We start from the raw sequence: 26,194 nt of genomic DNA, 5'->3' as shown, positions 1-26,194 counted from the left end.
GGTCCCGCTCAGCGCCGGGGGTGCAACCCGGCGTGCAGGCCCTTGATCAGCTCACCTCGTGAGGTGTCGCCGTCGAGCGACCAGATCATCGCGCCGCCGAGCTTGCGGTCACGGATGAACTGGCCCTTCCGCTTGAGCTCGGTCGGGTCGTCGTAGGTCCAGAACGTGGTGCCGTCGAACAGCCAGGCGTGGCCGGCCTTGTCGTCGCGGTAGAGCTTGTACTTCCCGCCGGCCAGCAGGGACTTGAGCGTGCGGTAGTCGTCGAAGCCCGCTTCGTAGGTGGCCGGGGCGGGGCCGGTGGACTGCTGGAACAGCCCGTTGTTCTGGTTGGTGACGCCGGTCCAGCCGCGACCGAAGAAGGGCACGCCGAGGGTGATCTTGTCGCGTGGCGCACCGCGCTGGATGTGCGCGTCGACGACGATCTCACCGCTGTCCTTGGGCGTGGTCGGGTCGCCTTCGGGCACGCGGAGGGCCGACTGCTGGTTGCTGGTCTTCTCCCACGCGCCGTGGTAGTCGTAGCCCTGCACGGTGGCGAAGGTCAGCAGCTTGTAGACCTCGGCGAGCTCGTAGCCCCGGTCCATCGCCTCGCGGTTGGCGGGCAGGAACGCGGTGAGGTCGTAGGTCCGGCGGTCCCGGGAACCCTGCTTGGAAAGCTGCTTGCGGTACTCGCGCAGGAGCTCGGTGAAGTTCTGCTTGTCCTCGGGGCGCACGATGTTGCCGACGTTGCCCTCGGTGGACGGCCACTCCCAGTCCAGGTCGATGCCGTCGAAGACGCCCTTGCCCGCGCCGGCGGGCGCTCCCGGCAGGTTGCCCTTGAGCCACAGGTCGATGCAGGACTTCACGTGCGCCGCGCGCGACTGCGGGGTGAGCGCGGCGTTGGAGAAGTACGTCGAGCCGATCCAGCCGCCAAGGGAGATGTAGACGCGCAGCTTGGGGAACTTCTGCTTGAGCTGCTTGATCTGGTTGAGGTTGCCCGCCAGCGCCTGGCCGGGCTTGTCGGCCTTGCCGTTGACGGCCTGGTCGGCCGGGAACCGCTTCTGGTAGTCGGCCACCGGGTCGGAGCTGATGCAGCTCCCCTGCTCGTCGAGCAGTCCGAAGGCGTAGTTGAGGTGGGTGAGCTTGGCCGCGGTGCCGTTCTCGACCACGTAGCGGAGCGGGATGTTGCGGTCGGCGGCGCTCCACTGGGTGTAGTACCCGACGGTGCGCACGGAGCTGCGCTGGTGGTGGTCGTGGTCGTGGGCCTGGGCCGGGGACGCGACGGCCGTCAACCCGATCGACAGGGCACCGGCCACGAAGGCGGCACTCCACCTCTTCATCGACATGCTTCTCCTCGTACTGACAGCTGCGACGACTGGTATAGACCACGCTAGATCGAGGTCTAGACCACAGCTACGTCCGGATGGCCCAACGTGACCGGGCGGGCACGCCGCTCGTCACCCTCGGGACGCCCGGTGCCTGGCCAGCCAGCGCGTGGAGTGCGCGGCCGTGGGCAGGCGTCCGCCGTGGTAGCGCACCCCGCCGAGCAGGAGACGCCGGACGAGGGCGATCCACGCGCACACCCCGCGCTCTGCGATCCACAACGGGGCGAACGCGGCGGTGGTGGCGGGGTAGACGCTGGTCCCGCGCTGCCGACGTCGGCCCCACTCGGCCAGCGCGATCCCGGCCACGGCGAGCACCCCCGTCACCCGGGCGGTCCGGTGCCGCAGGACCGCCCAGCCCACGGTGGGCAGCACGAGGAGCTCGACGCAGTACCGCGCCGGCTGGGCCAGGCTGTCGTAGGCCTGGCGCACGCGCTGCGACCGGAAGTGGCGGGCCGTCGGGGGATTGCGGCGGACGAACAGGTCCGGGACGTTCGCCACCCGACCGCCCGCGACCCGCACGGTGCGCATCAACTCCAGGTTTTCGAACAGCACGTCGTCGCGGTAGCCGCCCATCCCCAGGAACACCGCGCGCCGGATTCCGTACGTGCCCGGGTAGTCGCCGGAGAACGCCCGGTTCAGCAAGGTCCGCGCGGTGTCCCACCGGGCGTGCCACGGCCAAGCGCTGAAGTAGTTCTGCGGCACCACGAGATCCGCACCGTCGAGCACCTCGCCGACGCGCCGCAGCGCGGTGTCGTCGTAGCGCACGTCGTCGTCGGCGATGATCACCTTCTCGTGCGCGGCGGCGTGGATTCCCGCGCACACCCCGGCCACCTTCCCGTTGTGGGGACCGGGTGTCGGCGTCACCCGGAGGTGGGTGAGCCACCCCGACCACTCCTGTGCGTGACGTTCGAACAGGGCTGCCGGCGAACCGTCCGCGACGACCACCTCGCATCGGCTCGCGAGCCACCGCAGGTAGCCGGTGAACTCGTCGAGATCACGATCGTCACTCCAGCGCAGCGGAACCACGCAGGACACCTCTGTCCCGACGCTCATCTCTGGTGTCACAGCGCAGGGATGCCCACCGCGCCGTGATTCATCCCTCGGAGTCGACGTCGCCGGCGCGCCTGAGGTGGTCGGACCGGTGATCGCCGGAGCGGGCGAGGAGTGCGCCGCCGACCAGCAACGCGACACCCAGGAGCAGGAAGGCCAGGTCGTAGTGGAGCTCGTGCGGTCCGTGCCGGACGTGGTGCACGCCCAGCACCAGGTGGTTGACCAGGCCCTCCACCAGGTTGAACGTCCCCCATCCCGCCGCCATGCCGCCCCACAGCCGCCGCCCGGTCAACCGGGGAGCGCGGTTGAGCAGCACGATGCCCGCGATCACCAGCAGCAGGCACAGCAGGTGGAACAGGCCATCGCCCACCATGTTGACGTGCAAGTTGTGCTCGTCGGTCGGCGGGTACCAGCCGGAGAGCATGTGGTGCCAGCCGAGGATCTGGTGGATGACGATGCCGTCGATGAACCCGCCGACACCGAGTCCGAGCACCAACGCCGCCGTGGGCAGTCTCATGAGGCAGTGGTAACCCTGGTCGAGGTGCCCAAACCGATGACGCCGATCGAGGGGTGACTACCTCCCGTGCGCGGCGGAACCCGGATGTCACCCGGCTGGTTCCTGTCGGCGGGCCCTTGTTTGGGGTCCTCCGTCCGGGGCAACACCTGCCGTGGCGGTCGGGGGCTCGGTGCCCCCGGACGGCCCTGCTGAGGAGGAACCTTGACGAGCGACTTCGAGACCCCGGACCCGCCGCACGACACCGGGTCACCGGACCCCGTCGAGACCGATCCGGCCGCGTTGAGCAGCGCGGAGGACCTGGACGAGGACCGCCTCAAGCTCGACCCGCTGGAAGCCGGGATGGACCCGCCCGAGCGGTGGACGGCGGCCGACAAGTACGGCATGACGGCGTACGAGCAGGCCCACCCGCGTCCGCTGGACGACCGGTTGGCGGAAGAGCAACCCGATGTCCGGCCCGTCGCCGCCGGGGAACCCGGTGCGGGGGACCTGTCCCGCGACGACGTGGTCAGCCTCGATGCTCCGGACGCCTACGACGAGGAGGTCCACCGCGAGGCCGCTGAACGCGGGCAGCTCGCGGACGAGCCGGGCGGTTCGGTGGCGGAGGCGATGCGCACACCGGACGCCGTGGACGAGAACTGAGCGCGGGGCCCGGACCCACCGTCCGGGCCCCGCTCTCGGCGGTGTGCGCAGTCGTCCGCTGTCAGTCGTGACCGCGCTTCAGGTTTTCGGCTCGCCCGCGACCGGCGGGGTGTCCTCCGCCAGTTCGAGGTACTGATCGACCTCTTGAGGAGTGGGGTCGATGCCCACCTCTTCGGCGAACTCCTCGGGATCGTCGACGCCTTCCGGATCGGGTCCGTCGTCTCGGCCGCTCATGTGCTCGCCTCCGTTCGTCGTGCGGTGAAGGGGTCGGTCACGGGGAGTTTCCCGGCCGCGCGGGGATCACCCGCCGGAATCCCGCCCGGCGTTCTTCGCGGCGTCGTACGCCAGGTGCAGGAAATCCGATCCCGCGACGACCGCCAGGGTGGTAGCGACCAGGCGGGTTGCCCGGGGTGCCAGCACGAGTCCGGCGGTGAAGGCCGTGGCCAACCAGACACCGGAGCAGAAGGGGCAGGTCAGCAGCTCGCCGACGGCGTGTTGGTGGTTTCCCGAGGACGGCACGGATTCGGCCACCTCGCCCTCGCCGGCGGACCCCTCGAACCGGGTGAACGGTGCCCGCAACGGGCTGGCCACCGCGCTCTTGTTCAGCAGCCTGCCCGCTTTGTGCGCGGCCACCGACACCAGGAACGTGTCGTTCCACGAGAACCGCTCCGGCACCCGGGCACCCCGCGTCGTGCCCACCGCCACCGCCGCCCCGACGAGTCCGGCGTACGCGCTCATCGCGCGGAGGTAGCCGCCCAGCGGTCGAGGCTCGCCCTGCGAGTAGTCCGATTTGATGCGGGCGAGAACTCCTGCCATCGACATGCGCTGTGAGTAACCTGCTGGCCCGGCTCCAAACACGAGTCCGCCGGCGATCTGGTTCGCGGACGGGGGACACGACGCCCGCCCGCCGGACGTGGGGACTATTCGCGTCGGTGAGGGGTTGTCGGCCTGACCGCCCGGGGTGCCCGCTCACGCCTGACTCAACCAATTGTGGCGTTATGGGCCGAGCGAGGTGTTCTTCGGTCCTGTCCGGGTACATCGCCCACCGAGAGCGAGAACAACTACGGAGGGAGCAGCGGTGACTGACTTCCGAAGCCAGTCCGCTGGGTCGGACAGCACGGTGGGAACGGTCGCTTCCACAGCGTCACAGGAGGGCAGCGCCGTCGCCCACCACGCGAAGGACGCGGCGGCGGACGTCGCTTCCACCGCGAAGGAGCAGACCAGGCACGTCGCCCGGGAGACGAAGCACCAGGTCGGCCAGGTCGTCGGGGACGTGCGCGAGCGCGTGGCCCGCGAGGCCGACGAGCAGGCACGACGCGTGTCCCAGGGGATCGGCAAGATCGCCGACGAGCTGTCCTCGATGGCCGAGCACTCCTCCGACGACTCGCCGGCGGGCAACGCGCTGCGCCAGGTCGCGGACACCGGCCGGCAGGCCGCGCGGTTCCTCGACGAGCGCGGCGCGAGCGGCCTCCTGGAGACCACCCAGGACTTCGCCCGGCGCAAGCCCGGTGCCTTCCTGATCGGTGCCGTCGTCGCGGGGTTCCTGGTCGGACGCGTGGTGAAGAGCGCGAACAGCTCTTCGGACGCGCGGCAGGACCAGGGCGGACGGCCGGACGCGCCACGGCACGCCGAACCGGGCACCCAGAGCGCGCGGCCGGCCGTCGTGCCCGAGCCGCCGGCGTACGACGCGCCACCGCCGCCGGTCGGTGCGGTGCCCGGAGCGCCCGGTGCCGTGGTGCCGCCCGTCGGTTACCCGACCGACGGCCCCCACGCGCCCCAGGCCCCGCGACACGGGACGCCGGGTGGGGGTGCCGCGCATGTCCAGCCCTGACCCGGGCTTCCCGCGCGCGGCGGTGCCGCCGGCCGAGCAGGACGCGTCGTCGCTCGGTGACCTGGTCGGCGAGCTCGCCACCGACCTGTCGCGGTTGATGCGGCAGGAGCTGGAACTGGCCAAGGCCGAGATCCGCGAGGAGGCGACCAAGGCCGGCAAGGCCGCCGGGATGCTCGGAGCGGCGGGGTTCGCCGGGTACATGACGGCGGTCCTGCTCAGCTTCGCCCTGGCGTTCGGCTTGGCCCACCTGGTGGGCCTGGGGTGGGCGACGCTGATCGTCGCCGTCCTCTGGGGCATCGCGGGCGCGGCGCTGTTCAGCGCGGGCCGCTCCCGGCTCAAGTCCGTTTCCCCCAAGCCGGAACGCACCATCGACACCCTGAAGGAGGACGTGGAATGGGCACGTCACCCGACGAAATAAGGCGGGAGATCGACCAGACCCGCGCGGAACTCGTGGCCGACACGAACCGGATCGTGGACCGCACGAGCCCGAAGCGCATCGCCCAGCGGCGCACCGAGAACGTGCGCCGAGGACTGACCGCCATCAGGGAGAAGGTGATGGGCACCGTGCAGCAGCCGACGTACCGCGCCCCCGCCGGCGGGCAGCAGCCCGCGAACGGCGCGTTGCAGGCCGTGCAGGACAAGGCGCACAGCGCGGCCGAGGCCGTGTCGGACACGGCCGACCAGGCGACGCGGGCGGTGCGCGAGGCCCCCGAACAGGCGATGCGCCAGGCCCAGGGCAACCCGCTCGCCGCCGGCCTGGTCGCCTTCGGGGCGGGGCTGCTCGCCGCGTCGCTGCTGCCCGCGACCCGCGTCGAGCAGGACGCGGTGCGCGAGGTCGGCGATCGGGCCGCGGAGTACCTGGAGCCGGTCAAGGAAGCCGTCGCCGAGTCCGGTCAACGGCTCAAGGACGAGGTCGGGGAGTCCGTGCAGGGGGCCGTCCAGGAGGTCAAGCAGACGGCGGGCGAGGCTGCCCAGGCCACCGCCGAGCACGCCAAGGGCGCGTCCTCCGACGTGGCCGACCACGCTCGCGGGTCGGGCCAGACGATCGCTCGCGACGCACGCGGCTGATGTCACCGGTGCGGGGACGGGCCACGGCTCGTCCCCGCACCGGTGCCGTGGCTCGCGAAGACCGTTGTGGACGGTGCGGCGGCTGCGGTCGGTCCGCCTACGGTGCCGCCGTCGACCACGTGCGGTGCCGGTCGTCGTCCGACGACCGGGGCGGAAACCAGGGCACGGCGCGAGGTTCCACCCGGACCGTCGTGGCCAGGCCGTCCAGCGCCTGTTCGGCCCACCGCTCCACGCGGTGGCGGGGCATCCCGGCCGGGCCGGTGAGGTCGACGGTGACGGCGCTGCGGTCCACGGCGACGCGCAGCACCCGCAGCCGCCCGGAGTAGGCGGGCGTCAGCTCGCCGCCCCACTCGACCCGCAGGTCTTCCCAGTCGATCAGGACCACCCGCTCGACCCCCTCGTCCAGGTCGGTCCACAGCCGGACCAGGTTCGGCCCGTACCGCTCCACCTCCACCCCGGGGGGCAGCCACGACGACAGGTGCTCCAGGTCGGTCACCACGTCGAAGACGGCGTCCGCGCCGGCGGGCACGGTCCGGGTCACGGTCGCCACCTCCGCACCGGTCACGTGACCCTCGCCGATGCGCGCAGGCAGCCGAGCCGGTGGTGCGCCAGGCGGTGCAGCATCTCGCCGAGGGCCTCGGGCACGACTTGGCCGTGGAGGTCGAGGCGGGCGTGCAGCACGGTCGTGGTCACGACCTTGCGCGACAACGTGCCGCCGAACTCGGCGGCGAGGCGGACGGCGACCTCTGTGCAGAGCAGGTCCCCGGTGAAGTCCTCAGGGCGCATGTTCCCCCCAGCTTTTTCTGCGGAATCCGTCCATCATCGGTGAAACGCCAGGTAGCGGACCTGACGAGTGGCTGACGATCGTTCAGCCCCCGTCGGTCGGGACGACGGTGGGCGGCGTCGTGGCCGTGCCGGTCGTGGCAGTCGTGGTCGTGGAACCGGACGACGACGGGTCGGGGCGCTGGGTCAACGTGGGCGTGGCGGCCGTGCTCACCGACGAGGTGACCAGCGGGACGGGTTCGTCCTGCGCCGTGACCCCGCACCCGGTGAGCACGGCCGCCAGCACCGCGACCACGATCGCCCTCACCCGTCCGCCTCCGGGATCTCCACGACGAACCGCGCCCCGCCACCGGGCCGGGGTTCGGTCCACACCGAACCGTGGTGGCGCTGGACGTGCTGGACGACCAGGGACAGACCGAGGCCGCTGCCGGTGTCCCCACCCCGGCTGCCGGCGCGCATCCCCCGGTCGAACCGGTCGAAGATCCGTTCCCGCAACTCCTCGGGCACGCCCGGCCCGGCGTCGTCGACCTCCAGCCGGACCACGCCGGCACGGTGCAGCACCGCGACCCGCACCGCGCCGCCCGCGTGGCGTTCGGCGTTGTCGAGGAGGTTGACCACCACCCGGTCCAGCCGACGCCGCTCGCCCAGCACGTGCACCTCGGACAGGTCCGCGTCCAGTTCGAACGGGCGGTGGGGCCGCGCGGCGACGACGTTGCGCACCAGGGCCGCGACGTCGATCGGTTCCAGCGCCAGGTCTTCGGGCCGCTGGTCGGAGCGGGAGATCTCCAGCAGGTCGACCACCATCCGGGCGAACCGGTCCACCTCGGAGGTCAGCAGCTCCAGCGCCTTGCCCGCCGTCCCCGGCACCTCCGCGCGCCGCCGCCGCAGCACCGCCGCCGCGTTGACCATGGTGGTCAGCGGCGACCGCAGCTCGTGGCTGACGTCGCCCGCGAAGCGCGCGTCCTTGATCGCCCGCTGCTCCAGCGCCTCGGCGGTGGAGTTGAACGTCACGGCCAGCGGCGTCAGGTCCGGGTCGGTCTGCGCCGGGAGCCGGGCGCGCAGGTCGCCGCCCGCGATCCGGGACGCGGCGCGCGTCAACTCGATCAGCGGTCGCAGCGCCCGCCGGCTCGCCCACGACCCGAGCGCGACGCCGAGCAGGCTGGCGATGATCGTGCCCGCCACGAGCAGCGCGCTCAGGAACCGGAACGTGCGGTCGAGCTGCGCGAGCGGGGCGAGCTCCACGTACGCGCCGTTGGCCGACGGGATCGGCAGGGTGACGGCGAGCACGGGGACGCCGTCCACCACGAGCCGCTGCGCCGCCGGGGTGTGCTGCCTGCCCAGCTCGATCAGCCGGCGCGGCACGACGTCGGTGTTGATCTGCCGGCCGCTGGTCAGGACCTCGCCGGGCCGGTACAGCAGGATGGTGGAGTCCGGGCCGGTGGTCAGACCGGTCAGCAGCTCGGTGAGCCCCTCGGAGCCGTTGCGCAGCGACCGGTCGACCAGGCGGGCGTTGACCTCCGCCTGGCGGATGGCGCTCTGCTCGCGCTGCCGCAGCATGTAGCCCGACGCGAGGTTCCACACCCCGACCGCGAGCGTGCTGGTGACCAGCAGCGAGACCATGCCCAGGGCGGCGGCGACCCGCCAGCGCATGGACAGGCGGGGCACCCGCGCGCGGGTCATCGGTCCGGGTCGATCCGGTACCCCGCGCCCCGGACGGTGAGCACCAGCGTCGGGTCGTCCGGGTCGGGTTCGACCTTGCGGCGCAACCGGCGGATGTGCACGTCCAACAACCGCGTGTCCCCGAAGTAGTCGTAGCCCCACACCCGTTGCAGGAGCTGTTCGCGCGTGACGATCCGACCCGCCGCCGTCACCAGTTCCACCAGCAGCCGGAATTCGGTGCGGGTCAGGTGCACCTCGACCCCCGCGCGCTGCACGGTGCCCACGTCCGGGCGGACCTCCACGTCGCCGAACCGCAGCACCTCGTCCTGCCGCCCGCCGCCGCGCCGCCGCAGCAGCGCCCGGATGCGCGCCGCCAGCTCACCCGCCACCAGCGGTTTGGTCACGTAGTCGTCCGCGCCCGCCTCCAGCCCGGCGATCACGTCGGCGGTGTCGGTGCGGGCGGTCACGATGATGATCGGCAGGTCTCCGCGCGCCCGCAGGGTCCGGCACACCTCCAGCCCGTCCACGCCGGGCAGCATGAGGTCCAGCAGCACCACGTCGAAGGACCCGTGGTCGAGCACGCGCAACGCGTCCTCCCCGGAGACCGCGTCCGAAACGGCGAACCCCTCGTCGCCCAGCGCCAGCCCGAGCGCCTGCCTGATGTGCTCGTCGTCCTCGACGAGAAGTACCGAGTAGTCCATCTCGTGACGATCCTCACCCGCGGCCGGAGACGTTTTCCACCACCTTGCCCTGCCCCGACGCGATCGCAAGCCGATCGCAAGGTCGATCCGCGTGGTTTTCCGCCACAGTGGACCCGCGCGCCCCAGGCTCCCCGGGCGTACGACCCGTGCGCCGACCCAGGCGCTGCCGACGCACGTCGGCCACCCCGCTCCGTCACGAAAGTCGATGCGCCCCGCTGTGACCGCCATTCCCGGTGACCACGACCCGAACACGCTCCTGCTGATCTGTGACAACTGCGGCCGGGCGTTCCGCTGCGAGCACCAACCGAGAGCCTGGGAGGCCCTGTGGGTGCGCGCGCTCGGCGTGGGGTGGCGGGGACGCGACCGCCGAGTGGGCCCGCACAGTTGCTCCCTCTGCGTCGCGTGAGCCGCCGGCCGGACGCGGTCGGCGGGTGTGGTCGGCGGGTGTGGTCGCCGAAAACCGCAAGGTGTTCTTCAGGTTCACCGGCGAGCGGGGTGGGATGCTGCGGTGGCTGTCCCGATGATCCGCTCGAACCCGGCGGAACGCCGTGCTGCCCCGGTTCCCCCGGTTCGGACGAAAGGGAGGTCCGCGGTGGCCACCGGCGACAACACCGTCGTGCTGGTGATGCGCGAGCCCGACTCGCCGGCGGCGGACGAGGTGGTGGCGTGGCTGGCCGAGCAGCTCGACGGGTGGTCGGACCACGAGGTCGTGCGGGTCGGTGTGGTGGTGGACGAACTCGTCGACAACGCGCGCCGGTACGGCGAACCGCCCTACGTCCTGCAACTCGTGTGGGACGACGCCTGGTCGACCCTCGTGGTCATCGTCTGCGACCGCCCGACCGCGCCGCCCGGCCCGTGGCTGCCGCGCGCGGGCCTGGTCCTGGTCGAGGCGCTGACCCTGGGGTGGGGTGTGGAATCCGATGCCGACCACACGGTGGTGTGGGCGCACTTGCGGTTCGACGACTGGTGACCGCCGTGCGGACGTCTGACGACCCGCCGCGACCGGACCGGGTCCCCGCGCGTGGCGCGGGCCGGCTCGGCACCGGCCTCCTGACGGCGGGACTCTGCGTGATGATCGTCGCAACCTCCTACGGCGTCGCGGTCCGCCCGGCGGGTGCCGGGACCTCGGGGGCGAGCGCCCGCGCCGGGCTGATGCTGCTGCGCGGTGTGGCGGTCGAGCTGTCGGCGGGCGCGGTGCGCCGGCTCGGTGGCGACGCGGTGCGCCGGCTCGGTGGAGACGCGGTGCGCCGGCTCGGTGGCGACGCCGTGGGCAGGCTGGCGGTGTTCGGCGAGTTCGGCGCGGAGGACGACCTGGTCGCGGTCCGCAGCGACCACGCGCGCGCGGTCGAACTGCGCTGGGACCGCGAGTGCGACGGCGTGGTCGAGGCGGTGGACCGGCTGCCCGTGGTCGCCGGTGCGGTTCCCGGCCAGAGCGGGGAACGCCTCGCCTACCACCTCGCGCTCACGGGCTTCACCGCGCGGAGCGGCCGGGAGTGGACGGTCCCGCTGGTGTTCGAGTTCCGGGACGCGGGCACGGTGCGGGTCGACGCCCCGGTCCGCATCCGGACGGCCCCCGACGTCCCGGCGTGCCCGTACGCGGGATGACCGGTCGCCGGTCGGCGCGGGAATCCCTCGGTGGTCCACAGTGGACACCTCGTGGTTCCCCGGGCCGGTCCGCCGGGCGCGATCGTGGGCGGTTTTCGCCGGAAATGCTCTCCGGGTTTTGCGGGCGCGCTCTGGCGGCAATTGTCGAAGTGGCCTCGAAATAATCTCCCATTGTCTACACGACCAGGTGGCGCACGGTATTCCGCAGGATTTCGGGCGCATACTCGGCGGGTGAGCCGGTCCGGTCTGATCGACTTTGCCCCTGATCCTTCCGCTTTTCGGGATTGTCGGCGATCGTTTTCTTCGTGACAGGAGTCCTCTCATGGTCATCCGCCATTTCGCCGCAGCGCTGTTCGCGGTCGGTGCCGTCGCCGCGCTGGTCGTGGTGCCGGCCGGGGCCGCCGCGCCGGGGCCGGGCCACGTGGTCGCGAGCCCGGCGGTCGCCCGTCCGGCACCGGCGGTCGTGCCCCCGGCCGGGTGCACGACGGCCATCGCTGCCGCCGTCGACAGCGCCAACTCGGCCACCGCCGCCGCTGCCAAGGTCACCGATTCCGCCGCTGCGGCTGCCGCCGCCAAGGCGTTCGAGGAAGGCGTGACGTCCGGTACGGCCGCCTCGATCAACGCCGCCGCGGCGAACCTGGCCGCGTTCGGTGCTGCTGCCGCCACCGCCGCAGCGGCCAGTGCCGCCGCCTACGCCACGTCCGCCGGCGCGACCATCGCCGTGCTCGCCGCCTGCGCCCAGGCGTAACACCCGAGCGGGAACGCTCGGCCGCGAGCGTTCCCGCCGAGGTGCGTCGGGCACGCACCACACGCGCAACGCTGTGAGCGGCGTCACAGCGGGCGCTATTGTCGACAATCGACAGTCGACATACGGTCGGTGCTTCCCCAGCGGGAGGAGCACGACGTGGAAGACGTGCGAGTAGCCGTGGTCGGAGCCGGCCGGTGGGCTCAGCGGGCGCACCTGCCCGGGTGGGCGCGCGATCCGCGGGTCGAGGTGGTCGCGCTGGTCGACAGCGACCCCCGGGTGCTGGGCGAGGCCGCGCGGCAGTTCGGCATCCGGCGGACCTGCGCGGACTACCGCGAGGTGCTCGACGACCCGACGATCGACGTGATCGACGTCGTCACGGCCAACACCGCGCACTTCGAGGTGTCCGCCGCGGCCGTCGAGGCCGGGAAGCACGTGCTGTGCGAGAAGCCGGTGCACCGGGACTACCGGGAGACCCGGGCACTCGCCGAGGTGGCCAGGTCCCGGGGCCTCAAGACCAAGCTCGGGTTCACGTTCCGGTACGCGCCGGGCGTCCGCTACGCGAAGAGCCTGATCGACGCCGGGTTCATCGGCACGCCCTACGTGTTCAACGGCTTCGAGCAGAACAGCCAGTGGATCGACCCCGCCACCCCGATGCGCCAGGTGGACCCCGACGCGGACCCGACCGTCCTCGCGACCTCGTCGATCGAGGGCTACGGCGCGCCGATCATCGACATCATGCACTGGTGGTCCGGCGCGCGGCTGACCTCCGTGGTCGGCACGATGCGCAACTTCGTGCCCGAGCGCGTGGTCCGCGCCACGGGCCGCAGCCAGCGGCTCAACATCGACGACGGCGACATGTGGATCTGCGAGTTCGACAGCGACCTGATCGCCTCCATCCAGTCCTCCTACGTCACGGTCGGCACCCTGCCGGGGATCGAGGCCCGGCTCTACGGCTCGGCGGGCGCGCTGGTCGTGCGGCTGGCGCAGGAGTCCGGCCGCTGCCAGAGCATCCGCACGGCCACCAAGGACGAGCCCGAGTTCGTGGAACGGGAGATACCCGCGGAGTTCTTCCCGCCGGGCGGGTCGTCCGCCGAGGACTGGGACTCGTTGTTCTACGCCAACCTCTGCGCCGACTTCACCACCGAGGTCCTCGGCGGCGACGACACCAACCAGGGCGACTTCGCCCAGGGCGCGCTGGTGCAGGAGACGATCAACGCGTTCGAGGCGTCGTTCCGCCGCCGCGCGTGGGTGGACCTCCCGCTCGGGGCCCCGGCGTGAGCCCGCACGGGTGGGGTGCCCTGGCCGACGACGCCACCGCCCGCGCGCTGGTGGAGGTGGCGCTGGACGCGGTCGACGGGCGCGCCGAGCACGCCGACGTGCGGCTGGTGGAGGCCGAGGAGCTGCGCGTCTACCGGCAGTCGGGCGCGGACGTGGACGAGCGCGTCGAGCACACCCTCGGCATCGGGGTCCGGGTGCTGGTCGACGGCGTGTGGGGGTTCGCCGCCCGGCCGCTCGCCGCGAGCGCCGACGCCGTCACCGCCGCACGGCGGGCGCACGCGCTCGCCGTGGCGGCGCGGGGCGCGTCGGAGCCGGTCCGCCTCCCGCACCTCGAAGCCCGCAGCGGGCGCTACGAGACCGCCGTGGAACTCGACCCCTTCGCCACGGCGGAGAGCGTCCGGCAGGCGTTGCTGGCCGAGGCGCTGGACGCGGCGTCCGCACCGCGCGAGGTGGTCTCCGCCCAGGTGGGCGTCAACGCCAAGCGGCAGCACCGGCACTTCGGCAACTCGGCGGGATCGCGCCAGCACCAGCACTTCCTGGAGTCCGGCGTGCTGGTGCTGGTGACGGCCGCCGGCCACGGCGACGTGCAGCGGCGCAGCTACCCGAACTCGTTCCACGGCGACACCGGCGCGGCCGGGTGGGAGTTCGTCGTCGGCCGCGACCTGGTGGCCAACGCGGCCCGGGTGGGGGAGGAGGCGGTGGCCCTGCTCACCGCCCCCGTCGCCCCGTCGGGCACCGCCGACGTGGTGCTGGGCGGCCAGCAGATGTCGTTGCAGATCCACGAGTCCGCCGGGCACGCCCTGGAGCTCGACCGGATTATCGGCGACGAGGCCAACTTCGCCGGCACCTCGTTCATCGGCGTGCACGACCTCGGCTCGCTGCGCTACGGCTCGCCCGCCGTCACCATCACCAGCGACCCGACCGTGCCCGGCACCCGGGGCAGCTTCGCGTTCGACGACGAGGGGACGCCGGCCCGCCGCCACACCCTCGTCGACCGCGGGATCGTGCGCCACGCCCTGTCCACCCTGGACTCCTCGGCCCGCACCGGCGCGGCCCTCACCGGGGCGGCGCGCTCGGACGGCTGGGCCTGCACGCCGGTCTGCTTCGCCACCCACGTCTACCTCGAACCCGGCCGGGGCACGCTCGACGAGCTGTGCGACCGCCTCGGCGAGGGCTACTACGCCGAGGACAACCGGTCGTGGTCGATCGACGAGCAGCGGCTCAACTTCCAGTTCGGCACCGAGGTGGCCTACGAGGTGCGCGGCGGGAAGAGGGGGCGGCTGCTGAAGAACTTCTCCTACGGCGGGATCACGCCGAGGTTCTGGGGTTCGGTCGAAGCGGTGGCCGACGACCTGCGCGTCTTCGGCTACCCGTGCGGCAAGGGCGAACCCAAGCAGTGGAGCTTCCTCAGCCACGGCGCGCCGTCCACGCTCGTGCGCGACGTCCGCATCGGGGTGGCGTGATGGACTTCGCCGCCCCCGTGGACCCCGCCCGCGCGACCGGGCTGCTCGCCGATGCCGTCCGCACCGCCGAGGCCGACCACGTCGACGTCGCGCTGCTGGCCCGTGCCGGGGAGTACACCCGGTTCGCGGGAGACCGCGTCCACCAGCCGCAGGACATCACCGAGCAGCAGGTGGTCGTGCGGGCCGTCGTGGACGGGCACGCCGCGCGGGCCGCGACCAGCGCGCTCGACCGGGTGCCCGACGCGGTCCGCCGGGCCACCGCGCTCGCGCGCGGCCTCGCCCGCACGGCCGCCGCGCCCGGCTCGGCCTGGACGCCCCGGCACCACGACACCGACGACCACCTCCTGTGGCACGACGACACCGCCGCGTTCGACGCCCCGGCGCGGATCGCGATCGCCGCCGAGGCGATGACCCGGGCGCGCCGGGCGGGCAGCACGGCGGCGGGCATGGTCGGCCGGGCCGTGACCCAGCTCGCGGTCGCGTCCAGCACCGGCGCGCTGCGCCACGCGGTGGCGACCGAGGCCACCGGCAGCCTCACGGTCGGCGACCGGGACGGTTCGGCGCACTGGGCCAACCTGCACCGGTCGCGCGACGCGCTGGGCCTGGACGCGGAGACCGTGGCGGACACCGTCGCCCGCGCTGTGCGGACCCGTGGCCGGGAACCGCTGCCCCACGGCACCTACACCGTCGTGCTCGGCCCCGAGGCCACCGGTGAGCTGCTCGGCTTCCTGGGGGTGCTCGGCTTCGACGGCGGGTTGGCGGGTGCGGGCGTCGGCGCGGCCACCACGCCGGGCCGGCGGGTGGCCTCCGACCTGGTCACCGTCGCCGACGACGCGTCGCACCCGTTCGGGCTGCCCATCCCGTTCGACGTGCTCGGCACGTCCAAGGCGGTGGTGCCGCTGATCACCGCCGGGCTCGTCGGCGGGCCGGTCACCGACCGCACCGGACACGCCCACGTGGCGCGCGAGGCCGTGCCCTCGCCCGTCGCGGCGAACGTCGTGATGGGGCCCGGCGCGGAGCGGGACCTCGTCGCGGGCGTGGCGAACGGCCTGTTCGTCGAGCGGTTCTGGTACACGCGGCTGGTCGACCGGCGGACGGGCACGATCACCGGCGTCAGCCGGGACGCCTGCTTCCGGATCATGGACGGCGAGTTGGCCGATCCCGTGCGGGGAGCCCGGTTCACCCAGTCCGTGCTCGACCTGCTGGCCACCGTGGACGGCGTCGGGGACGTGGTCCGCGCCCAGCCGGTCATGAACGTGTGGAACGGGTCGGTCACCGCGCCGGCGATCCGCGCGCACGGCTTCCGGTTCGGTCCCCGGTGACCCCGCGCACCAACGCCCACCGGCTGGTGACCCAGGTGCTGGCCGGCGAGGTCTGCGCGCCGCGGGGCGACCGGTTCGGCTACCGGGTCGACGGCGGGGGCCGGGCGTTCCTGCTGCCCGGCATGGGCGGGGTCACCCTCGGCGTGCGGGTCGGCGACCCGGCCACCGGCCACGCCGCCGACCACCTCGAACCGGGCCTGTCGGTGTGGCACCCCGACCCGGCGGCCGACCACGCCCTGCAATTCCTGGCGTGCGTGGGCAACGAGGTCACCGTGCTCGGCGGGCGGCGGCCGACCGGGCGGGTCCTCGGCCAGCACGCCTACGTGCTGGTCGACCTCGCCGACGCGGACGACGTCGCACCGGGCGACCGGGTGGCGCTCCGGGCGCGCGGCCAGGGGTTGCGGCTGCTCGACCACCCCGACGTCGTGGTGAAGAACCTCGACCCCGACCTGCTGCCGCACCTGCCCGTCGACACCGCCCCGGACGGCCGGCTGCGGGTGTCCGTCACCGCCCGCGTCGCGCCGTCGGCCGTCGGCGCGGGCACGGGCATGGCCTCGGAGTTCGCGAACACCGACCTCATGGGTGCGCCGGACGTGCGCATCGGCGACCTGGTGGCGTTGCTCGACCAGGACCACCGCTTCGGGCGCGGTCACCGCGCCGGGCACGTCGCGATCGGCGCGATCAGCACCGGCGACTGCCGGCTGTTCGGCCACGGACCCGGCCCCACCACCCTGTTCACCGGCCCCGCCGAGGCGTTCGAGCTCGTCGACGACCCGACCGCGAACATCGGGGTCGGCTGGTGAGCGCCCTGGTCCGGACCACCCTGCTCGGCGAGGTGGAGACCCCTCGGCTGGGCCCCGAGCCGTACCTGGTCGACCGCGACGGCGCGCCCTACGTGCCGACCGCGACCGGCGGCGTCGTGCTGGGCCTGCGGCTGGGCGATGGCGTGTTCGACGTCGACGGCGACCACGCGGCCCCCGGCGTCACCCTCGTGCACCCCGATCCGGCGGCCTGCCACGCGCTGACCGCGTTCGCGTGCCTGGGCAACGAGGCCGTCGTGCGCACCGGCGACGCGCGCGGCGCGACCGGCCGGGTGCTGGGCAAGCGCGAGGGGCGGGTGATCGCGGTGTTCCCGCAGGAGGTGCTGGCCCGGATGCTGCCCGCCGACCAGGTGGTGATCCGCGCGCACGGCCAGGGAGCCGCCGCCCGGGGCGGCGTCACCGCGCTGAACATCGACCCCGGCGTGCTCGCGGCCCTGGACGTGGGGTCCGTGCGCGCCCGCGTGCCCTCGCACCTGGTGGGCAACGGGTTCGGCCGTCCCGCGCACCAGTGGGACCTCGACGTGCAGGTCGACCGGGCGGACGCGGCACACTGGAGGCTGGGTGACCTGCTGTGCCTCGACGACGTCGACGTGCGGCACAACGCCGGGCACCGGGAGGGGTGGCTGACCATGGCCGTGCTGGTCCACGCGTCCAGCCCGCTGCCCGGCCACGGGCCCGGCGCGATGCCGGTCCTGTGCGGACCGGCGAGCGCCTTCACCGTGCGCGTGGACCCGACCGGCCACGCGGGACTGACACCGGAACTGCTGGGATGCCCCGATGCCTGACCTGGAACACCGCTCACTGCCCGACAGCGTGCACCGCCTGCTGCGCACCCGGATCCTGAACAACGAACTGCCGGCGGGAACCCGGCTGGTGGAGATGGCGATCGCCGCCGAGCTGGACGTCAGCCGCTCCACCGTCCGGACCGCGCTGACCAGGCTGGAGAGCGAGGGCCTGGTCGAGATCAGCCCGCGCCGCCACAGCGTCGTGACGAGGCTGTCCCACGACGACATCCAGGACGCCTGCTACGCCCGCTACGTGCTGGAGGAGGGCGCGGTGCGCGCGGTGCTGGCGCACGGCGCGGCCGACCTCGTCGACCCCCTGACCGAGCTGGTCGAGCGGATGGAGCACGCGGCCCGCGCCGGTGACCTCGCCGCGGTGGTCGACCTCGACACGGCGTTCCACGGCCACCTGGTCGCCGCCGCGCGCAAACCCCGCCTCGCGAAGCTGTTCGCCGGCATGGACGCCCAGATGGGCGCGGTCATGCGGTCGTCGCTGGAGGAGCAGCACCTCGACCTGGCCGACATGCCCGGCCTGCACCGCGACCTGGTGGCCGCGCTGGCCGGCGGTGACCCGACCACCGTCGCGACCACCCTGTACCGGCACTACCTGCGCGAGGACTACGTGCTGTAGCCCCGGCCCGACGTGCCGGCGCGGTCTCGAAGGTCGGGGGTGTCGTCGGTGAGCAGACCGCGCGGCAGTCGGAGGTTCACGGCCCAGGTGGGTTGACCAGGGTGCGGCCTTTCGTTGTCGAACGGGAAAGAAACACATCCGACCGGCAATTCCCGACTCGACCGGCAGTTCCCGACCCGGTGCAGGCACGCACATCGCCACGGACCCGTCGACGCTCGCGTCGCGGCGTCGGGCAACCGCCGCATCCCGTCGGTCACCAAGTGCGGCTGGAGTAATTCGCCGATTTCGTGTGGAACCCGCCCCTGGCCAATTTCGGCATAGGTGATCGAGTTCGGAGCTCTTGCTCACTCTGCGTTGCGGAGCCACTCTGAAGATTGGTTGTCGCTTCCCGTCAGGAGGAACGGTCCCCCGGGATGTCGGCAGCGGGATGGCGGCGGGTAAATCATGTTCTGCTTCGCAACGCACGTGGTCGATGTCTCCAGACTTGTCGTCGGTGGGGATCTGGCTGGTCTCGGTCGGGTGACTCGACGGCACTGCGGAGTGATCGGCACGGCGATCACCGGGAGTCGCTGTGACGATTCTGGTCATGAGAATTCGCGTAGCACTGACCGTCTTGATCTTGTTCTTCGCGGGGGTGCCGACGGCTCTCGCCGAGCCGCTCCCGGGCCCGCCTTCCCGGGAAGCGCAACTCAACGACGTCAAGGACAAGCTGAAGACCGACAAGGACCAGGCTTGGTTCTACTCCGGATACTTCAACGACGGGGTAAGGGCCGGGGCTGTCGCGAACACGTGGGCAAATTACTACAAGGGCTACACGCTCAACTCGAAGTTGGATCACGAGCACATCCCTCCGCCGCAGACCGACCCAGGTTGGAGGGAGTACTCCGGGTACTTCGCCGAAGGAGCGCGAGGAAAGGCGCGTGTCGTGCTCGGCGATAAGTACGACCCGAAAGGTGTGTGGATGACGGTGGAACTCGTGGAGTTGAAGAAAAATCACGACATCGGCTCTGTGTGGAAAGTCTACCGGAGTACGGGTAAGGACGACTGCCTGATCTGGCCTCAGGTCGAACTGCCCGTCGAGAAGTGTTACATGTGATCTACGTTCAGCCGCACCGTTCGGCCGACCTGGATGTGACCGGCTCGCGCACCGCCGTGCCCGTGCGCGAGCCGGTCGCCACTGGAGCGAATAACGGTCGCAAGAGCCTCGGTTTTGTGATCAGCGGAAGATCGGGTGCTCGTCGGGGCGGCGCGACGAATCACGTACTGATACGTCGTTCTCGGCCGGGGGTCAAAGGCCAGTCCTCGGGGATGGCCGCGTACCGACGACGGTCGAGCCTGAGGTGAGCCAGGTGTCGGTCGACCGTGCACCGATACGGCCGTGCCTCGGCCGTCAGCTCCAGGGTGATGCGGCGGGCCGACCGCTTGCGGTCCCGACGCAGCCGCTCGATCCGCACAACCCGGCAGCGCCGGACCAGGCGGCGGCGACCTTCAACGGACAGCGGGGCGTCACGGCAGAGCACGGACGGGTCTTTCTGCTCGGCGGATGTGTTGGTCGCACTTCTCATCCTGCCGCCGAAAGACCCGTCCTCCGTCTCAGGCCCTACCAGTCGTCACCAACGTCATGACCCGCAACGATCAGTAGCCCAGTTCGGGCCGGTAGCGGTTGCGCAGGGGTGTGCCGTCGAGCCACCGCCGCAGGTTGTCGCAGAAGATGTCGGTGATCAGGGCGTTCTCGTTGGCCACCGTGGACGCCGAGTGCGGTGACACGACCACGTTCGGCAGGTCCCACAGCGGCGAGTCGTCGGGCAGCGGTTCGACCGAGGCGACGTCGAGCACCGCACCGCGCAGCGCGCCGGTGGACAGCGCCTCGGCCAGTGCGACCTCGTCCACCACCTGGCCGCGCGCGATGTTCACCACCACGGCGTGCGGCTTGAGCGCGGCCAGTTCCGCCGCGCCCAGCAAGCCCTCGGTCTGCGGCGTCAGCGGGCACGCCAGCACGACCGCGTCCACGCTCGGCAGCAACGACCCGATCGCGTCGAACTCCACCACGTCGGACACCCCGGGCGCGCCGGACGTGCCGCCCGGCCGGACCGCGCCGACGACCTCGACGCCGAGCCCGGCCAGCACGGTGGCGGTGTGCCGGCCGACGGCACCCAGCCCGACGACCAGCACGCGCTGCCCGGACAGCGTGCGGCTGGTGTAGCGGGTCCAGCGGTGCTCGGCCTGCCACGCCTTGAGCTGCGGCACGTCCTTGACGAAGTGCAGCAGCCCGGTGAGCACGAACTCGGCCAGCGGCACCGCGTGCACCCCGGCGGCGGTGGTCACCGCGACCTTCGACAGGTCCAGCGGGAACCGGTCGGTGAGCCTGCCCAGGCCCGCGCTGGTGCCCTGCACCCACCGCAGCAGCGGGAAGTTCTCGTTGACGTCGGCGGGCGCGCGCCGGTCGAAGTCGAACGCCACCTCGGCCGAGGAGGTGAGGTCGAACCACCGCCGCCGCTGGGCCTCGGTCAACTCCGGCAGCACGCCCACGTGGTCGCCCGCGTAACGCGGCACGGGCAGCAGTTCGGGTTCGTGGAGCACCTCGACGCGCGGGTCCACCGCCGCGATGCGCGCCACCAGCTCGGGCTCCAGCGGCGAGCAGATCACCACCCGGGTCACGGGGCCACCGCCCCGGCCTGGTCGAGCGCGGCCACGACGCGGTCCAACGCGGCGGACCACCCGGTCTCCTCCCGGGCGTAGCACACCCGGAACCGACCTCGGCCCGACGGCCCGAACTGGTAGCCGGGGCTGACGACCACCCCGGCCCGGCGCTGCAACACCTTCGCCACCTCCACGTCGTCCAATCCCAGTGCCGACACGTCCGGCCAAAGGTAGGCGGTGCCCGCCCCCGGCCGCACGACCAGCCCGTCGACCCGGCGCAACCGCTCGACGGTCAGCTCCCGCAACGCCCGCAGCTCCGCTACGCGGGTGCGCACGAACTCCACGTCGTCGACCAGCCACCGGGTCAGCACGTGTTGCGAGTAGGCGGGCGCGCGCAGGCACGTCATCGCCATGACCTGCTCGATCGCGTCCACCACCTCGGCCGGGCCCACCGCGACGCCGACGCGGTAGCCGCTGAGCGACTCGGTCTTCGACCCGCCGAGCAGGGTCACCGTCCGCCGCGCCATCCCCGGCTGCGCCGCGAGGTGCGTGAACGGGGTCTCGTCGTAGACCAGCCGGCAGTACAGCTCGTCGACGACCACCAGGAGGTCGTGCCGCACGGCGAGCTCGGCCAGCCCGCGCACGGTCCCGGGTGTGTAGACGGTCCCGGTGGGGTTGTTCGGGTTCGAGGTGAGCACGAGCGTGACGCCCTCGCGCACCACCGCCTCCTCCAGCGCGGTCAGGTCCAGTTGCGGCCCGGCGGGGTCCTCGACCATGCCCACGCGCACCACCCGCGCGCCCAGGAACCGCAACATCCGCTCCACGAACAGGTATTCGGGGTCGGCCAGCGCCACCACGTCCCCGGAGTCGACCAGGGCGCTCAGCGTGGCGAACAGGCCGCCCTGGGTGCCGGTGGTGATCACGATCTCGCGGTCCGGGTCGATGTCGACGCCCAGCAGGCCCGACACCGACCGCGCGCACGCCGCCCGCACGTCGGCGTTGCCCCGGTACCCGGTGTAGGCCAGTTCGCCGTTGTCGGCGGCGGCGGCGAACGCGGCCAGCGCCCACGGCGGCGGCGGGAAGCGGACCGTGTCGAAGTGCGTGGTGTCCAGCAGGCCGTGCCCGGCACCGTCCAACCGCAGTTCCAGGTCCGCCTCCCGCACGGACGTGCCCAGCGTGTCCGCACGCTCCGGGAGGTGCGTGCGCAGCACCCGCCGCGATTCGACGGGGTGACGGCTTGCCGCCATGTCGGTGTCTCCCTCTGCTGTCTGCTTCACGTCGAGCCTGTCAGGACGGACGACCCGGTGGTCCGGCGCGACCCGGCCGCTCACCGCCGGGTCCAGTGGCACGCCACGCCGCCCAGCAGCGCGGGGGTCTCGCCGGCGCAGCGGGCGCGTTGCTCGTCGGTCAACCCGCCGAGGTAGAGCGGGCACCGGGTGCGGAACCGGCACCCCGACGGCGGGTCGACCGGGCTGGGCACGTCGCCGGTCAGCACGATCCGCTCGCGGGCCCGCTCCTTGCGCGGGTCGGGCAGCGGCACGGCCGAGACCAGCGCCCGCGTGTAGGGGTGGCGGGGGTGGTCGAACACCGCGTCGCGGTCCCCGGTCTCCACCACCCGGCCGAGGTAGAGCACGGCCACCCGGTCGGCGATGTGCCGCACCACCGACAGGTCGTGCGCGATGAACAGGTACGCCAGGCCCAACGAGTCCTGGAGGTCCTCCAGGAGGTTGATCACGTCGGCCTGCACCGACACGTCCAGCGCGGACACCGGTTCGTCGAGCACCAGCACGCGGGGCCGCAGCGCCAGGGCGCGGGCGATGCCGATGCGCTGGCGCTGACCGCCGGAGAACTCGTGCGGGTAGCGCTCGGACCGCGCACCGGACAACCCGACCGAGCGCAGCAGCTCCAGCGCCCGGGTCCGGGCCTCGCGGCGGCCGACGCCGTTGATGCGCAGCGGTTCCGCGACGAGGTCGGCCGCCGTCATCCGGGGGTCGAGCGAGTTCATCGGGTCCTGGAACACGATCTGGAGGTCCCGGGCGTGCCGGCGCGGCGCGAGCGGTCGGCCGTCGAGCAGCACCTCGCCGCCGGTCGGCCGCTCCAGCGACATCAGCAGCTTCGCGATGGTCGACTTGCCCGAGCCGGACTCGCCGACCAGCCCGAGCGTCTCGCCCGCCGACAGCTCGAACGACACGTCGCACACCGCGTGCAGCTCGCCCCGGTCGCGGCGCAGCAGCCCCGTGCCGCGCACCCGGTAGTGCTTGACCAGACCGCTCGCGGTGACGATCGGCGTCACCGCCTCAGCGCCCACTTCAGCGTCCACCCCGACGGCCGCTCCAGCGCCCACCAGGGCGTCCACGGCGGGCGCGGCACGCGGCGGGAACACGTCCTGGGGCCGCTTGCCGACCAGCTCCGCGCTGAAGTGGCACGCGGCCAGGTGCTCGCCGTCCACCGACGCCAGCGGCGGCTCCTCGGTGCGGCAGAGCTCGCGGGCCAGCGGGCACCTCGGCGCGAACGCGCACCCGGTGATCGGCCGGTCCAGCGGGGGAGGGGTGCCGGCGATGGGGGTCAGCCGCGCGTCCTCCCGGCCGTCGAGCCGGGGCAGGCTGCCCAGCAGCCCGAGCGTGTAGGGCATCCGCGGCGAGTAGAAGACCTCCTCCACCGTGCCGGACTCCACCACCTTGCCCGCGTACATCACGACCACCCGGTCCGCCTGCCCGGCCACCACCCCGAGGTCGTGGGTGATCAGCACGGTCGCGGCACCGGTCTGCTCGCGGGCGGTGCGCAGCGCGTCGAGCACCTGGGCCTGGATCGTCACGTCGAGCGCGGTGGTCGGCTCGTCGGCGATGATCACGTCCGGGTCGTCGGCCATCGCGATCGCGATGACCACGCGCTGCCGCATCCCGCCGGAGAACTCGTGGGGGTAGTCCGCGACCCGGTCCCGCGCGTTGGGGATGCCGACCAGCTCCAGCAGGGCGATCGCGCGCTCGGTGGCCTCCTCGCGGCCCAGTCGCGGGTGGTGCGCCCGCACCGCCTCGGCGACCTGGAAGCCCACCGAGTACACCGGGTTCAGCGCGGACAGCGGGTCCTGGAACACCATCGCGACCGACCGGCCGCGCACCGAGGTCATCTCGTCGTCGTCCAGCCCCACCAGCTCCCGCTCGCGGAACCGGACCGACCCGCCGACCCGCGCGCCGGGCGGCAGCAGGCCCATCACGGCGAGCGCGGTCGCGGACTTGCCGCACCCGGACTCGCCGACCACGCCCAGCACCTCGCCGGCCCGCAGCGACCAGGACACGCCCCGCACGGCGGTCACCTGCCCCTGCTCGTCGGGGAAGGCCACGGTGAGGTCGCGGATGCCGAGCACCGGCGCGGTGGTCGCTGTCGTCATCGCCTGCTCCGTGACCTGGTGTTGTCGAAGGCGTCGCGCAGCCCGTCGCCGATGAAGTTCACGCACAGGGCGATGACCACGATGAACAGCCCGGGGAAGTAGAACAGCCACGGCCGGGTGGACACCGCGGTCTGGTTCTGGCTGACCAGCAGGCCCAGCGAGGTGTCCGGCGGGCGCACGCCGAAGCCGATGAACGACAGCGCCGTCTCGGCCAGGATCGCGACCGCGACGATGATCGTCACCGCGACGATGATGGTGCCCATCGCGTTGGGCAGCACGTGCCGGAAGATGATCCGCCACGAGCCCGCGCCGAAGGTGCGCGCGGCGGCGATGAACTCCCGCTCGCGCAGCGACAGCACCAGCCCGCGCACCAGGCGTGCCACGTACGGCCAGGTGAGGGCGGCGAGCACCAGCCCGATCAGCAGCCAGCCCTGGCTGGTCGCGCCGACGTTGTTGGCCAGCACGGCGGCCACCGCGATGGCGGGGAAGATCAGCACCAGGTCGGCGACGCGCATCATCAGCGTGTCGACCTTGCCGCCGTGCAGCCCGGCGACCGCACCCCACACGCTGCCGAACACGCCGGAGACCGCCGCCACGAACAGCGCGATCTCGATCGACCGCTGCGTGCCGCGCAGCACCTGGGCCAGCAGGTCGTAGCCGGTGGCGTCGGTGCCGAACGGGTGCTCGGCCGACGGCGGCTGCGAGTTGTCGGGGGTGAACACGTCGTAGCGGTAGTGCCACAGCTCGCCGCCCACGAAGGCCAGGAGCACCAGCAGCACGAACACGACCAGGCTGATCGTCGCGAGCCGGTGGCGCAGGAACCGGCGCACCACCAGCCGCCACCGGGGTGTCGCGACCGGGGCGTCGCCGTCCGGTCCGACGGGCGTCTGCACGATCTCAACCAAGGCGGACCCTCCTGTCCAGCACGGCGTAGAGCAGGTCGGCGACGAGGTTGAACACCACGACGATCACCGAAACCAGCAGCAGCCAGGCCATCACGGCGTAGATGTCCTTGTCCCGCACCGAGGACAGCAGGAACGAGCCCATGCCGCGCCACTGGAACACGGTCTCGGTGATCACCGCGCCGGAGAACAGCACGGCCAGGTCCAGCGCCACGACCGTGGTCAGCGGCACCAGCGCGGTGCGCAGCGCGTGGCGCAGCAGGACCGTGCGCCGCTTGATCCCCTTGGCGCGGGCCAGCCGCACGTAGTCGCTCTGCTGCACCTCGATCATCGACGACCGCACGAACCGGCTCCACGGCGCGAACGAGGTCATGGCGAGCACGATCGTCGGGAGCACGATGTGGCCCAGCACGTCGAGCACGGTCGGCCAGAACCCCGCCGGCGGCGGGATCGACGCGTCGCCCACGGTGTAGACCAGCGTGGTCCCGGTGGCCTGGTTGACCTCGATCGCCTGCTGCTTCAACAGGACCGCGAACCAGAACGCCGGCATCGACAGCAGCAGGAACCCGACGGCGGAGAAGACGTAGTCCACCGCGGAGTACCGCTTGACCGCGCTGACCACGCCGACCACCAGCGCGAGCAGCAGGGCCACCAGCACGGCCAGCGCGACCAGCCGCGCCGACACCAACAACCTCGGCCAGATCTCCGCGCCGATGTCGATCCGCTTGACCGACGGACCCCAGTCGCCCGCCGGTATCCCCGACAGCCAGTGCCAGTAGCGCTCCAGCAGCGGCTGGTCGAGCCGCATCCGGTGCGCCTCGGCGTCCAGCACCGCCTGCGACACCGGCGGCTGCTTGGCCTTCAGGTCGCCCAGCGGGTCACCCGACGCGCTGACCATAACGAACGTGACGAACGAACCGACCAGCACGATCGGGACCATGTGCAGCAACCGCCGCAGCACGTAAACCAACATCGCTGCCTGCCTTCCCCTGGCGCGGCGCGGGA

General features: G+C 72.6%; 29 protein-coding genes and 1 pseudogene. 14 read left to right on the top strand and 16 right to left on the bottom strand.

Annotated features, from left to right (window positions below; genetic code table 11):
- Positions 1-8 precede the first annotated feature (8 nt).
- The 3 genes from AB0G01_RS28700 to AB0G01_RS28690 form a co-directional block, all read right to left on the bottom strand.
- A complete protein-coding gene (locus AB0G01_RS28700) occupies positions 9-1,316 on the bottom strand; it encodes a glycoside hydrolase family 18 protein (RefSeq protein WP_360951581.1) in 1,308 nt (435 codons plus the stop codon).
- A gap of 117 nt (positions 1,317-1,433) precedes the next feature.
- On the bottom strand, positions 1,434-2,387 hold the full coding sequence (locus AB0G01_RS28695; RefSeq protein WP_360951578.1) for a glycosyltransferase: 954 nt from the start codon (positions 2,385-2,387) through the stop codon (positions 1,434-1,436).
- Between the two features lie 67 nt (positions 2,388-2,454).
- Positions 2,455-2,928, bottom strand: coding sequence for a DUF2243 domain-containing protein (locus AB0G01_RS28690; RefSeq protein WP_360951575.1), 474 nt, complete (start codon positions 2,926-2,928; stop codon positions 2,455-2,457).
- Between the two features lie 201 nt (positions 2,929-3,129).
- On the opposite strand from AB0G01_RS28690, the gene AB0G01_RS28685 reads away from it, so the two are divergent.
- Positions 3,130-3,567: a hypothetical protein gene (locus AB0G01_RS28685; protein WP_360951572.1), complete on the top strand. Its 438-nt coding sequence runs from the start codon at positions 3,130-3,132 to the stop codon at positions 3,565-3,567.
- A 78-nt stretch (positions 3,568-3,645) separates the two neighbouring features.
- On the opposite strand, the gene AB0G01_RS28680 is transcribed toward AB0G01_RS28685, so the two are convergent.
- Positions 3,646-3,801 carry a hypothetical protein gene (locus AB0G01_RS28680; RefSeq protein WP_360951569.1) on the bottom strand — a complete coding sequence of 52 codons (156 nt, stop codon included), beginning with the start codon at positions 3,799-3,801 and terminating at the stop codon, positions 3,646-3,648.
- A gap of 66 nt (positions 3,802-3,867) precedes the next feature.
- A complete protein-coding gene (locus AB0G01_RS28675) occupies positions 3,868-4,383 on the bottom strand; it encodes a DUF1360 domain-containing protein (RefSeq protein ID WP_360951566.1) in 516 nt (171 codons plus the stop codon).
- 262 nt (positions 4,384-4,645) lie between these two features.
- Between AB0G01_RS28675 and AB0G01_RS28670 the strand changes: the two genes are divergently transcribed.
- The 3 genes from AB0G01_RS28670 to AB0G01_RS28660 are packed head-to-tail and all read left to right on the top strand — an operon-like array spanning position 4,646 to position 6,466.
- Positions 4,646-5,398 carry a hypothetical protein gene (locus AB0G01_RS28670; RefSeq protein ID WP_360951563.1) on the top strand — a complete coding sequence of 251 codons (753 nt, stop codon included), beginning with the start codon at positions 4,646-4,648 and terminating at the stop codon, positions 5,396-5,398.
- Positions 5,385-5,816: a phage holin family protein gene (locus AB0G01_RS28665; RefSeq protein WP_360951560.1), complete on the top strand. Its 432-nt coding sequence runs from the start codon at positions 5,385-5,387 to the stop codon at positions 5,814-5,816. Before AB0G01_RS28670 ends, AB0G01_RS28665 begins: the two co-directional genes overlap by 14 nt.
- The gene (locus AB0G01_RS28660) at positions 5,792-6,466 is read left to right on the top strand and encodes a DUF3618 domain-containing protein (RefSeq protein ID WP_360951557.1); all 675 of its coding nucleotides are present in this window, start codon (positions 5,792-5,794) and stop codon (positions 6,464-6,466) included. The genes AB0G01_RS28665 and AB0G01_RS28660 overlap by 25 nt, the downstream gene beginning before the upstream one ends.
- A gap of 97 nt (positions 6,467-6,563) precedes the next feature.
- On the opposite strand, the gene AB0G01_RS28655 is transcribed toward AB0G01_RS28660, so the two are convergent.
- The 5 genes from AB0G01_RS28655 to AB0G01_RS28635 form a co-directional block, all read right to left on the bottom strand.
- Complete coding sequence (locus tag AB0G01_RS28655) at positions 6,564-7,007, bottom strand: SRPBCC family protein (protein WP_360951554.1); 444 nt, start codon at positions 7,005-7,007, stop codon at positions 6,564-6,566.
- Between the two features lie 20 nt (positions 7,008-7,027).
- Entirely contained in the window at positions 7,028-7,252 is a 225-nt protein-coding gene (locus tag AB0G01_RS28650; RefSeq protein WP_360951551.1) for a hypothetical protein, read from the bottom strand.
- An 82-nt stretch (positions 7,253-7,334) separates the two neighbouring features.
- Positions 7,335-7,556, bottom strand: a complete 222-nt coding sequence (locus AB0G01_RS28645; protein WP_360951548.1) for a hypothetical protein — start codon at positions 7,554-7,556, stop codon at positions 7,335-7,337.
- Positions 7,553-8,929, bottom strand: coding sequence for a HAMP domain-containing sensor histidine kinase (locus AB0G01_RS28640; RefSeq protein WP_360951545.1), 1,377 nt, complete (start codon positions 8,927-8,929; stop codon positions 7,553-7,555). Before AB0G01_RS28640 ends, AB0G01_RS28645 begins: the two co-directional genes overlap by 4 nt.
- A complete protein-coding gene (locus tag AB0G01_RS28635; protein ID WP_360951542.1) occupies positions 8,926-9,609 on the bottom strand; it encodes a response regulator transcription factor in 684 nt (227 codons plus the stop codon). The genes AB0G01_RS28640 and AB0G01_RS28635 overlap by 4 nt, the downstream gene beginning before the upstream one ends.
- A gap of 592 nt (positions 9,610-10,201) precedes the next feature.
- Here AB0G01_RS28635 and AB0G01_RS28630 point away from each other — a divergent pair.
- The 10 genes from AB0G01_RS28630 (at position 10,202) to AB0G01_RS28585 (ending at position 19,355) form a co-directional block, all read left to right on the top strand.
- The gene (locus AB0G01_RS28630; RefSeq protein WP_360951539.1) at positions 10,202-10,579 is read left to right on the top strand and encodes an ATP-binding protein; all 378 of its coding nucleotides are present in this window, start codon (positions 10,202-10,204) and stop codon (positions 10,577-10,579) included.
- A 5-nt stretch (positions 10,580-10,584) separates the two neighbouring features.
- Positions 10,585-11,214: a hypothetical protein gene (locus AB0G01_RS28625; protein ID WP_360951536.1), complete on the top strand. Its 630-nt coding sequence runs from the start codon at positions 10,585-10,587 to the stop codon at positions 11,212-11,214.
- Between the two features lie 322 nt (positions 11,215-11,536).
- Positions 11,537-11,962 carry a hypothetical protein gene (locus tag AB0G01_RS28620; RefSeq protein ID WP_360951533.1) on the top strand — a complete coding sequence of 142 codons (426 nt, stop codon included), beginning with the start codon at positions 11,537-11,539 and terminating at the stop codon, positions 11,960-11,962.
- A 156-nt stretch (positions 11,963-12,118) separates the two neighbouring features.
- Positions 12,119-13,240 (top strand): Gfo/Idh/MocA family oxidoreductase, encoded by a 1,122-nt coding sequence (locus AB0G01_RS28615; RefSeq protein ID WP_360951530.1) that lies wholly within the window; start codon positions 12,119-12,121, stop codon positions 13,238-13,240.
- Positions 13,237-14,703, top strand: coding sequence for a TldD/PmbA family protein (locus tag AB0G01_RS28610; protein ID WP_360951527.1), 1,467 nt, complete (start codon positions 13,237-13,239; stop codon positions 14,701-14,703). Before AB0G01_RS28615 ends, AB0G01_RS28610 begins: the two co-directional genes overlap by 4 nt.
- Positions 14,703-16,025 carry a TldD/PmbA family protein gene (locus tag AB0G01_RS28605; protein ID WP_360951524.1) on the top strand — a complete coding sequence of 441 codons (1,323 nt, stop codon included), beginning with the start codon at positions 14,703-14,705 and terminating at the stop codon, positions 16,023-16,025. The genes AB0G01_RS28610 and AB0G01_RS28605 overlap by 1 nt, the downstream gene beginning before the upstream one ends.
- Positions 16,022-16,828, top strand: a complete 807-nt coding sequence (locus tag AB0G01_RS28600; RefSeq protein WP_360951521.1) for a DUF4438 domain-containing protein — start codon at positions 16,022-16,024, stop codon at positions 16,826-16,828. Before AB0G01_RS28605 ends, AB0G01_RS28600 begins: the two co-directional genes overlap by 4 nt.
- Positions 16,825-17,631 carry a DUF4438 domain-containing protein gene (locus AB0G01_RS28595; RefSeq protein ID WP_360951518.1) on the top strand — a complete coding sequence of 269 codons (807 nt, stop codon included), beginning with the start codon at positions 16,825-16,827 and terminating at the stop codon, positions 17,629-17,631. The genes AB0G01_RS28600 and AB0G01_RS28595 overlap by 4 nt, the downstream gene beginning before the upstream one ends.
- Positions 17,624-18,259, top strand: a complete 636-nt coding sequence (locus tag AB0G01_RS28590) for a GntR family transcriptional regulator (RefSeq protein ID WP_360951515.1) — start codon at positions 17,624-17,626, stop codon at positions 18,257-18,259. The genes AB0G01_RS28595 and AB0G01_RS28590 overlap by 8 nt, the downstream gene beginning before the upstream one ends.
- A gap of 571 nt (positions 18,260-18,830) precedes the next feature.
- The gene (locus AB0G01_RS28585; protein ID WP_360951512.1) at positions 18,831-19,355 is read left to right on the top strand and encodes a hypothetical protein; all 525 of its coding nucleotides are present in this window, start codon (positions 18,831-18,833) and stop codon (positions 19,353-19,355) included.
- A 220-nt stretch (positions 19,356-19,575) separates the two neighbouring features.
- Here AB0G01_RS28585 and AB0G01_RS28580 read toward each other — a convergent pair.
- The 6 genes and pseudogenes from AB0G01_RS28580 to AB0G01_RS28555 all read right to left on the bottom strand — a co-directional run.
- Positions 19,576-19,779: pseudogene (locus AB0G01_RS28580) on the bottom strand (hypothetical protein); the annotation flags it as partial.
- Positions 19,780-19,894: 115 nt separating this feature from the next.
- Entirely contained in the window at positions 19,895-20,917 is a 1,023-nt protein-coding gene (locus AB0G01_RS28575) for a D-2-hydroxyacid dehydrogenase (RefSeq protein ID WP_360951509.1), read from the bottom strand.
- The gene (locus AB0G01_RS28570; protein ID WP_360951506.1) at positions 20,914-22,146 is read right to left on the bottom strand and encodes an aminotransferase class I/II-fold pyridoxal phosphate-dependent enzyme; all 1,233 of its coding nucleotides are present in this window, start codon (positions 22,144-22,146) and stop codon (positions 20,914-20,916) included. Before AB0G01_RS28570 ends, AB0G01_RS28575 begins: the two co-directional genes overlap by 4 nt.
- Positions 22,147-22,226: 80 nt before the next feature.
- Positions 22,227-24,287, bottom strand: coding sequence for an ABC transporter ATP-binding protein (locus AB0G01_RS28565; protein WP_360951503.1), 2,061 nt, complete (start codon positions 24,285-24,287; stop codon positions 22,227-22,229).
- Positions 24,284-25,183 carry an ABC transporter permease gene (locus AB0G01_RS28560; protein ID WP_360951628.1) on the bottom strand — a complete coding sequence of 300 codons (900 nt, stop codon included), beginning with the start codon at positions 25,181-25,183 and terminating at the stop codon, positions 24,284-24,286. The genes AB0G01_RS28565 and AB0G01_RS28560 overlap by 4 nt, the downstream gene beginning before the upstream one ends.
- A gap of 1 nt (position 25,184) precedes the next feature.
- The gene (locus tag AB0G01_RS28555; RefSeq protein WP_360951500.1) at positions 25,185-26,162 is read right to left on the bottom strand and encodes an ABC transporter permease; all 978 of its coding nucleotides are present in this window, start codon (positions 26,160-26,162) and stop codon (positions 25,185-25,187) included.
- Between the last annotated feature and the right edge of the window lie 32 nt (positions 26,163-26,194).

This window comes from Actinosynnema sp. NPDC023587, from assembly GCF_040640215.1.
GTDB lineage: Bacteria > Actinomycetota > Actinomycetes > Mycobacteriales > Pseudonocardiaceae > Actinosynnema.
The sequence above is the reverse complement of the archived record's forward strand: the minus strand, read 5'-3'. Positions and strand labels throughout refer to the sequence as shown.

Excerpts from the sequence above, each read along its gene's own strand:
- AB0G01_RS28620 (WP_360951533.1), top strand. The coding sequence starts at position 11,537 with ATGGTCATCCGCCATTTCGCCGCAGCGCTGTTCGCGGTCGGTGCCGTC.
- AB0G01_RS28590 (WP_360951515.1), top strand. The coding sequence starts at position 17,624 with ATGCCTGACCTGGAACACCGCTCACTGCCCGACAGCGTGCACCGCCTG.
- AB0G01_RS28555 (WP_360951500.1), bottom strand. The coding sequence starts at position 26,162 with ATGTTGGTTTACGTGCTGCGGCGGTTGCTGCACATGGTCCCGATCGTG.
- AB0G01_RS28605 (WP_360951524.1), top strand. The coding sequence starts at position 14,703 with ATGGACTTCGCCGCCCCCGTGGACCCCGCCCGCGCGACCGGGCTGCTC.
- AB0G01_RS28665 (WP_360951560.1), top strand. The coding sequence starts at position 5,385 with ATGTCCAGCCCTGACCCGGGCTTCCCGCGCGCGGCGGTGCCGCCGGCC.
- AB0G01_RS28700 (WP_360951581.1), bottom strand. The coding sequence starts at position 1,316 with ATGAAGAGGTGGAGTGCCGCCTTCGTGGCCGGTGCCCTGTCGATCGGG.
- AB0G01_RS28565 (WP_360951503.1), bottom strand. The coding sequence starts at position 24,287 with ATGACGACAGCGACCACCGCGCCGGTGCTCGGCATCCGCGACCTCACC.
- AB0G01_RS28675 (WP_360951566.1), bottom strand. The coding sequence starts at position 4,383 with ATGGCAGGAGTTCTCGCCCGCATCAAATCGGACTACTCGCAGGGCGAG.
- AB0G01_RS28680 (WP_360951569.1), bottom strand. The coding sequence starts at position 3,801 with ATGAGCGGCCGAGACGACGGACCCGATCCGGAAGGCGTCGACGATCCC.
- AB0G01_RS28650 (WP_360951551.1), bottom strand. The coding sequence starts at position 7,252 with ATGCGCCCTGAGGACTTCACCGGGGACCTGCTCTGCACAGAGGTCGCC.
- AB0G01_RS28660 (WP_360951557.1), top strand. The coding sequence starts at position 5,792 with ATGGGCACGTCACCCGACGAAATAAGGCGGGAGATCGACCAGACCCGC.
- AB0G01_RS28690 (WP_360951575.1), bottom strand. The coding sequence starts at position 2,928 with ATGAGACTGCCCACGGCGGCGTTGGTGCTCGGACTCGGTGTCGGCGGG.
- AB0G01_RS28635 (WP_360951542.1), bottom strand. The coding sequence starts at position 9,609 with ATGGACTACTCGGTACTTCTCGTCGAGGACGACGAGCACATCAGGCAG.
- AB0G01_RS28640 (WP_360951545.1), bottom strand. The coding sequence starts at position 8,929 with ATGACCCGCGCGCGGGTGCCCCGCCTGTCCATGCGCTGGCGGGTCGCC.
- AB0G01_RS28570 (WP_360951506.1), bottom strand. The coding sequence starts at position 22,146 with ATGGCGGCAAGCCGTCACCCCGTCGAATCGCGGCGGGTGCTGCGCACG.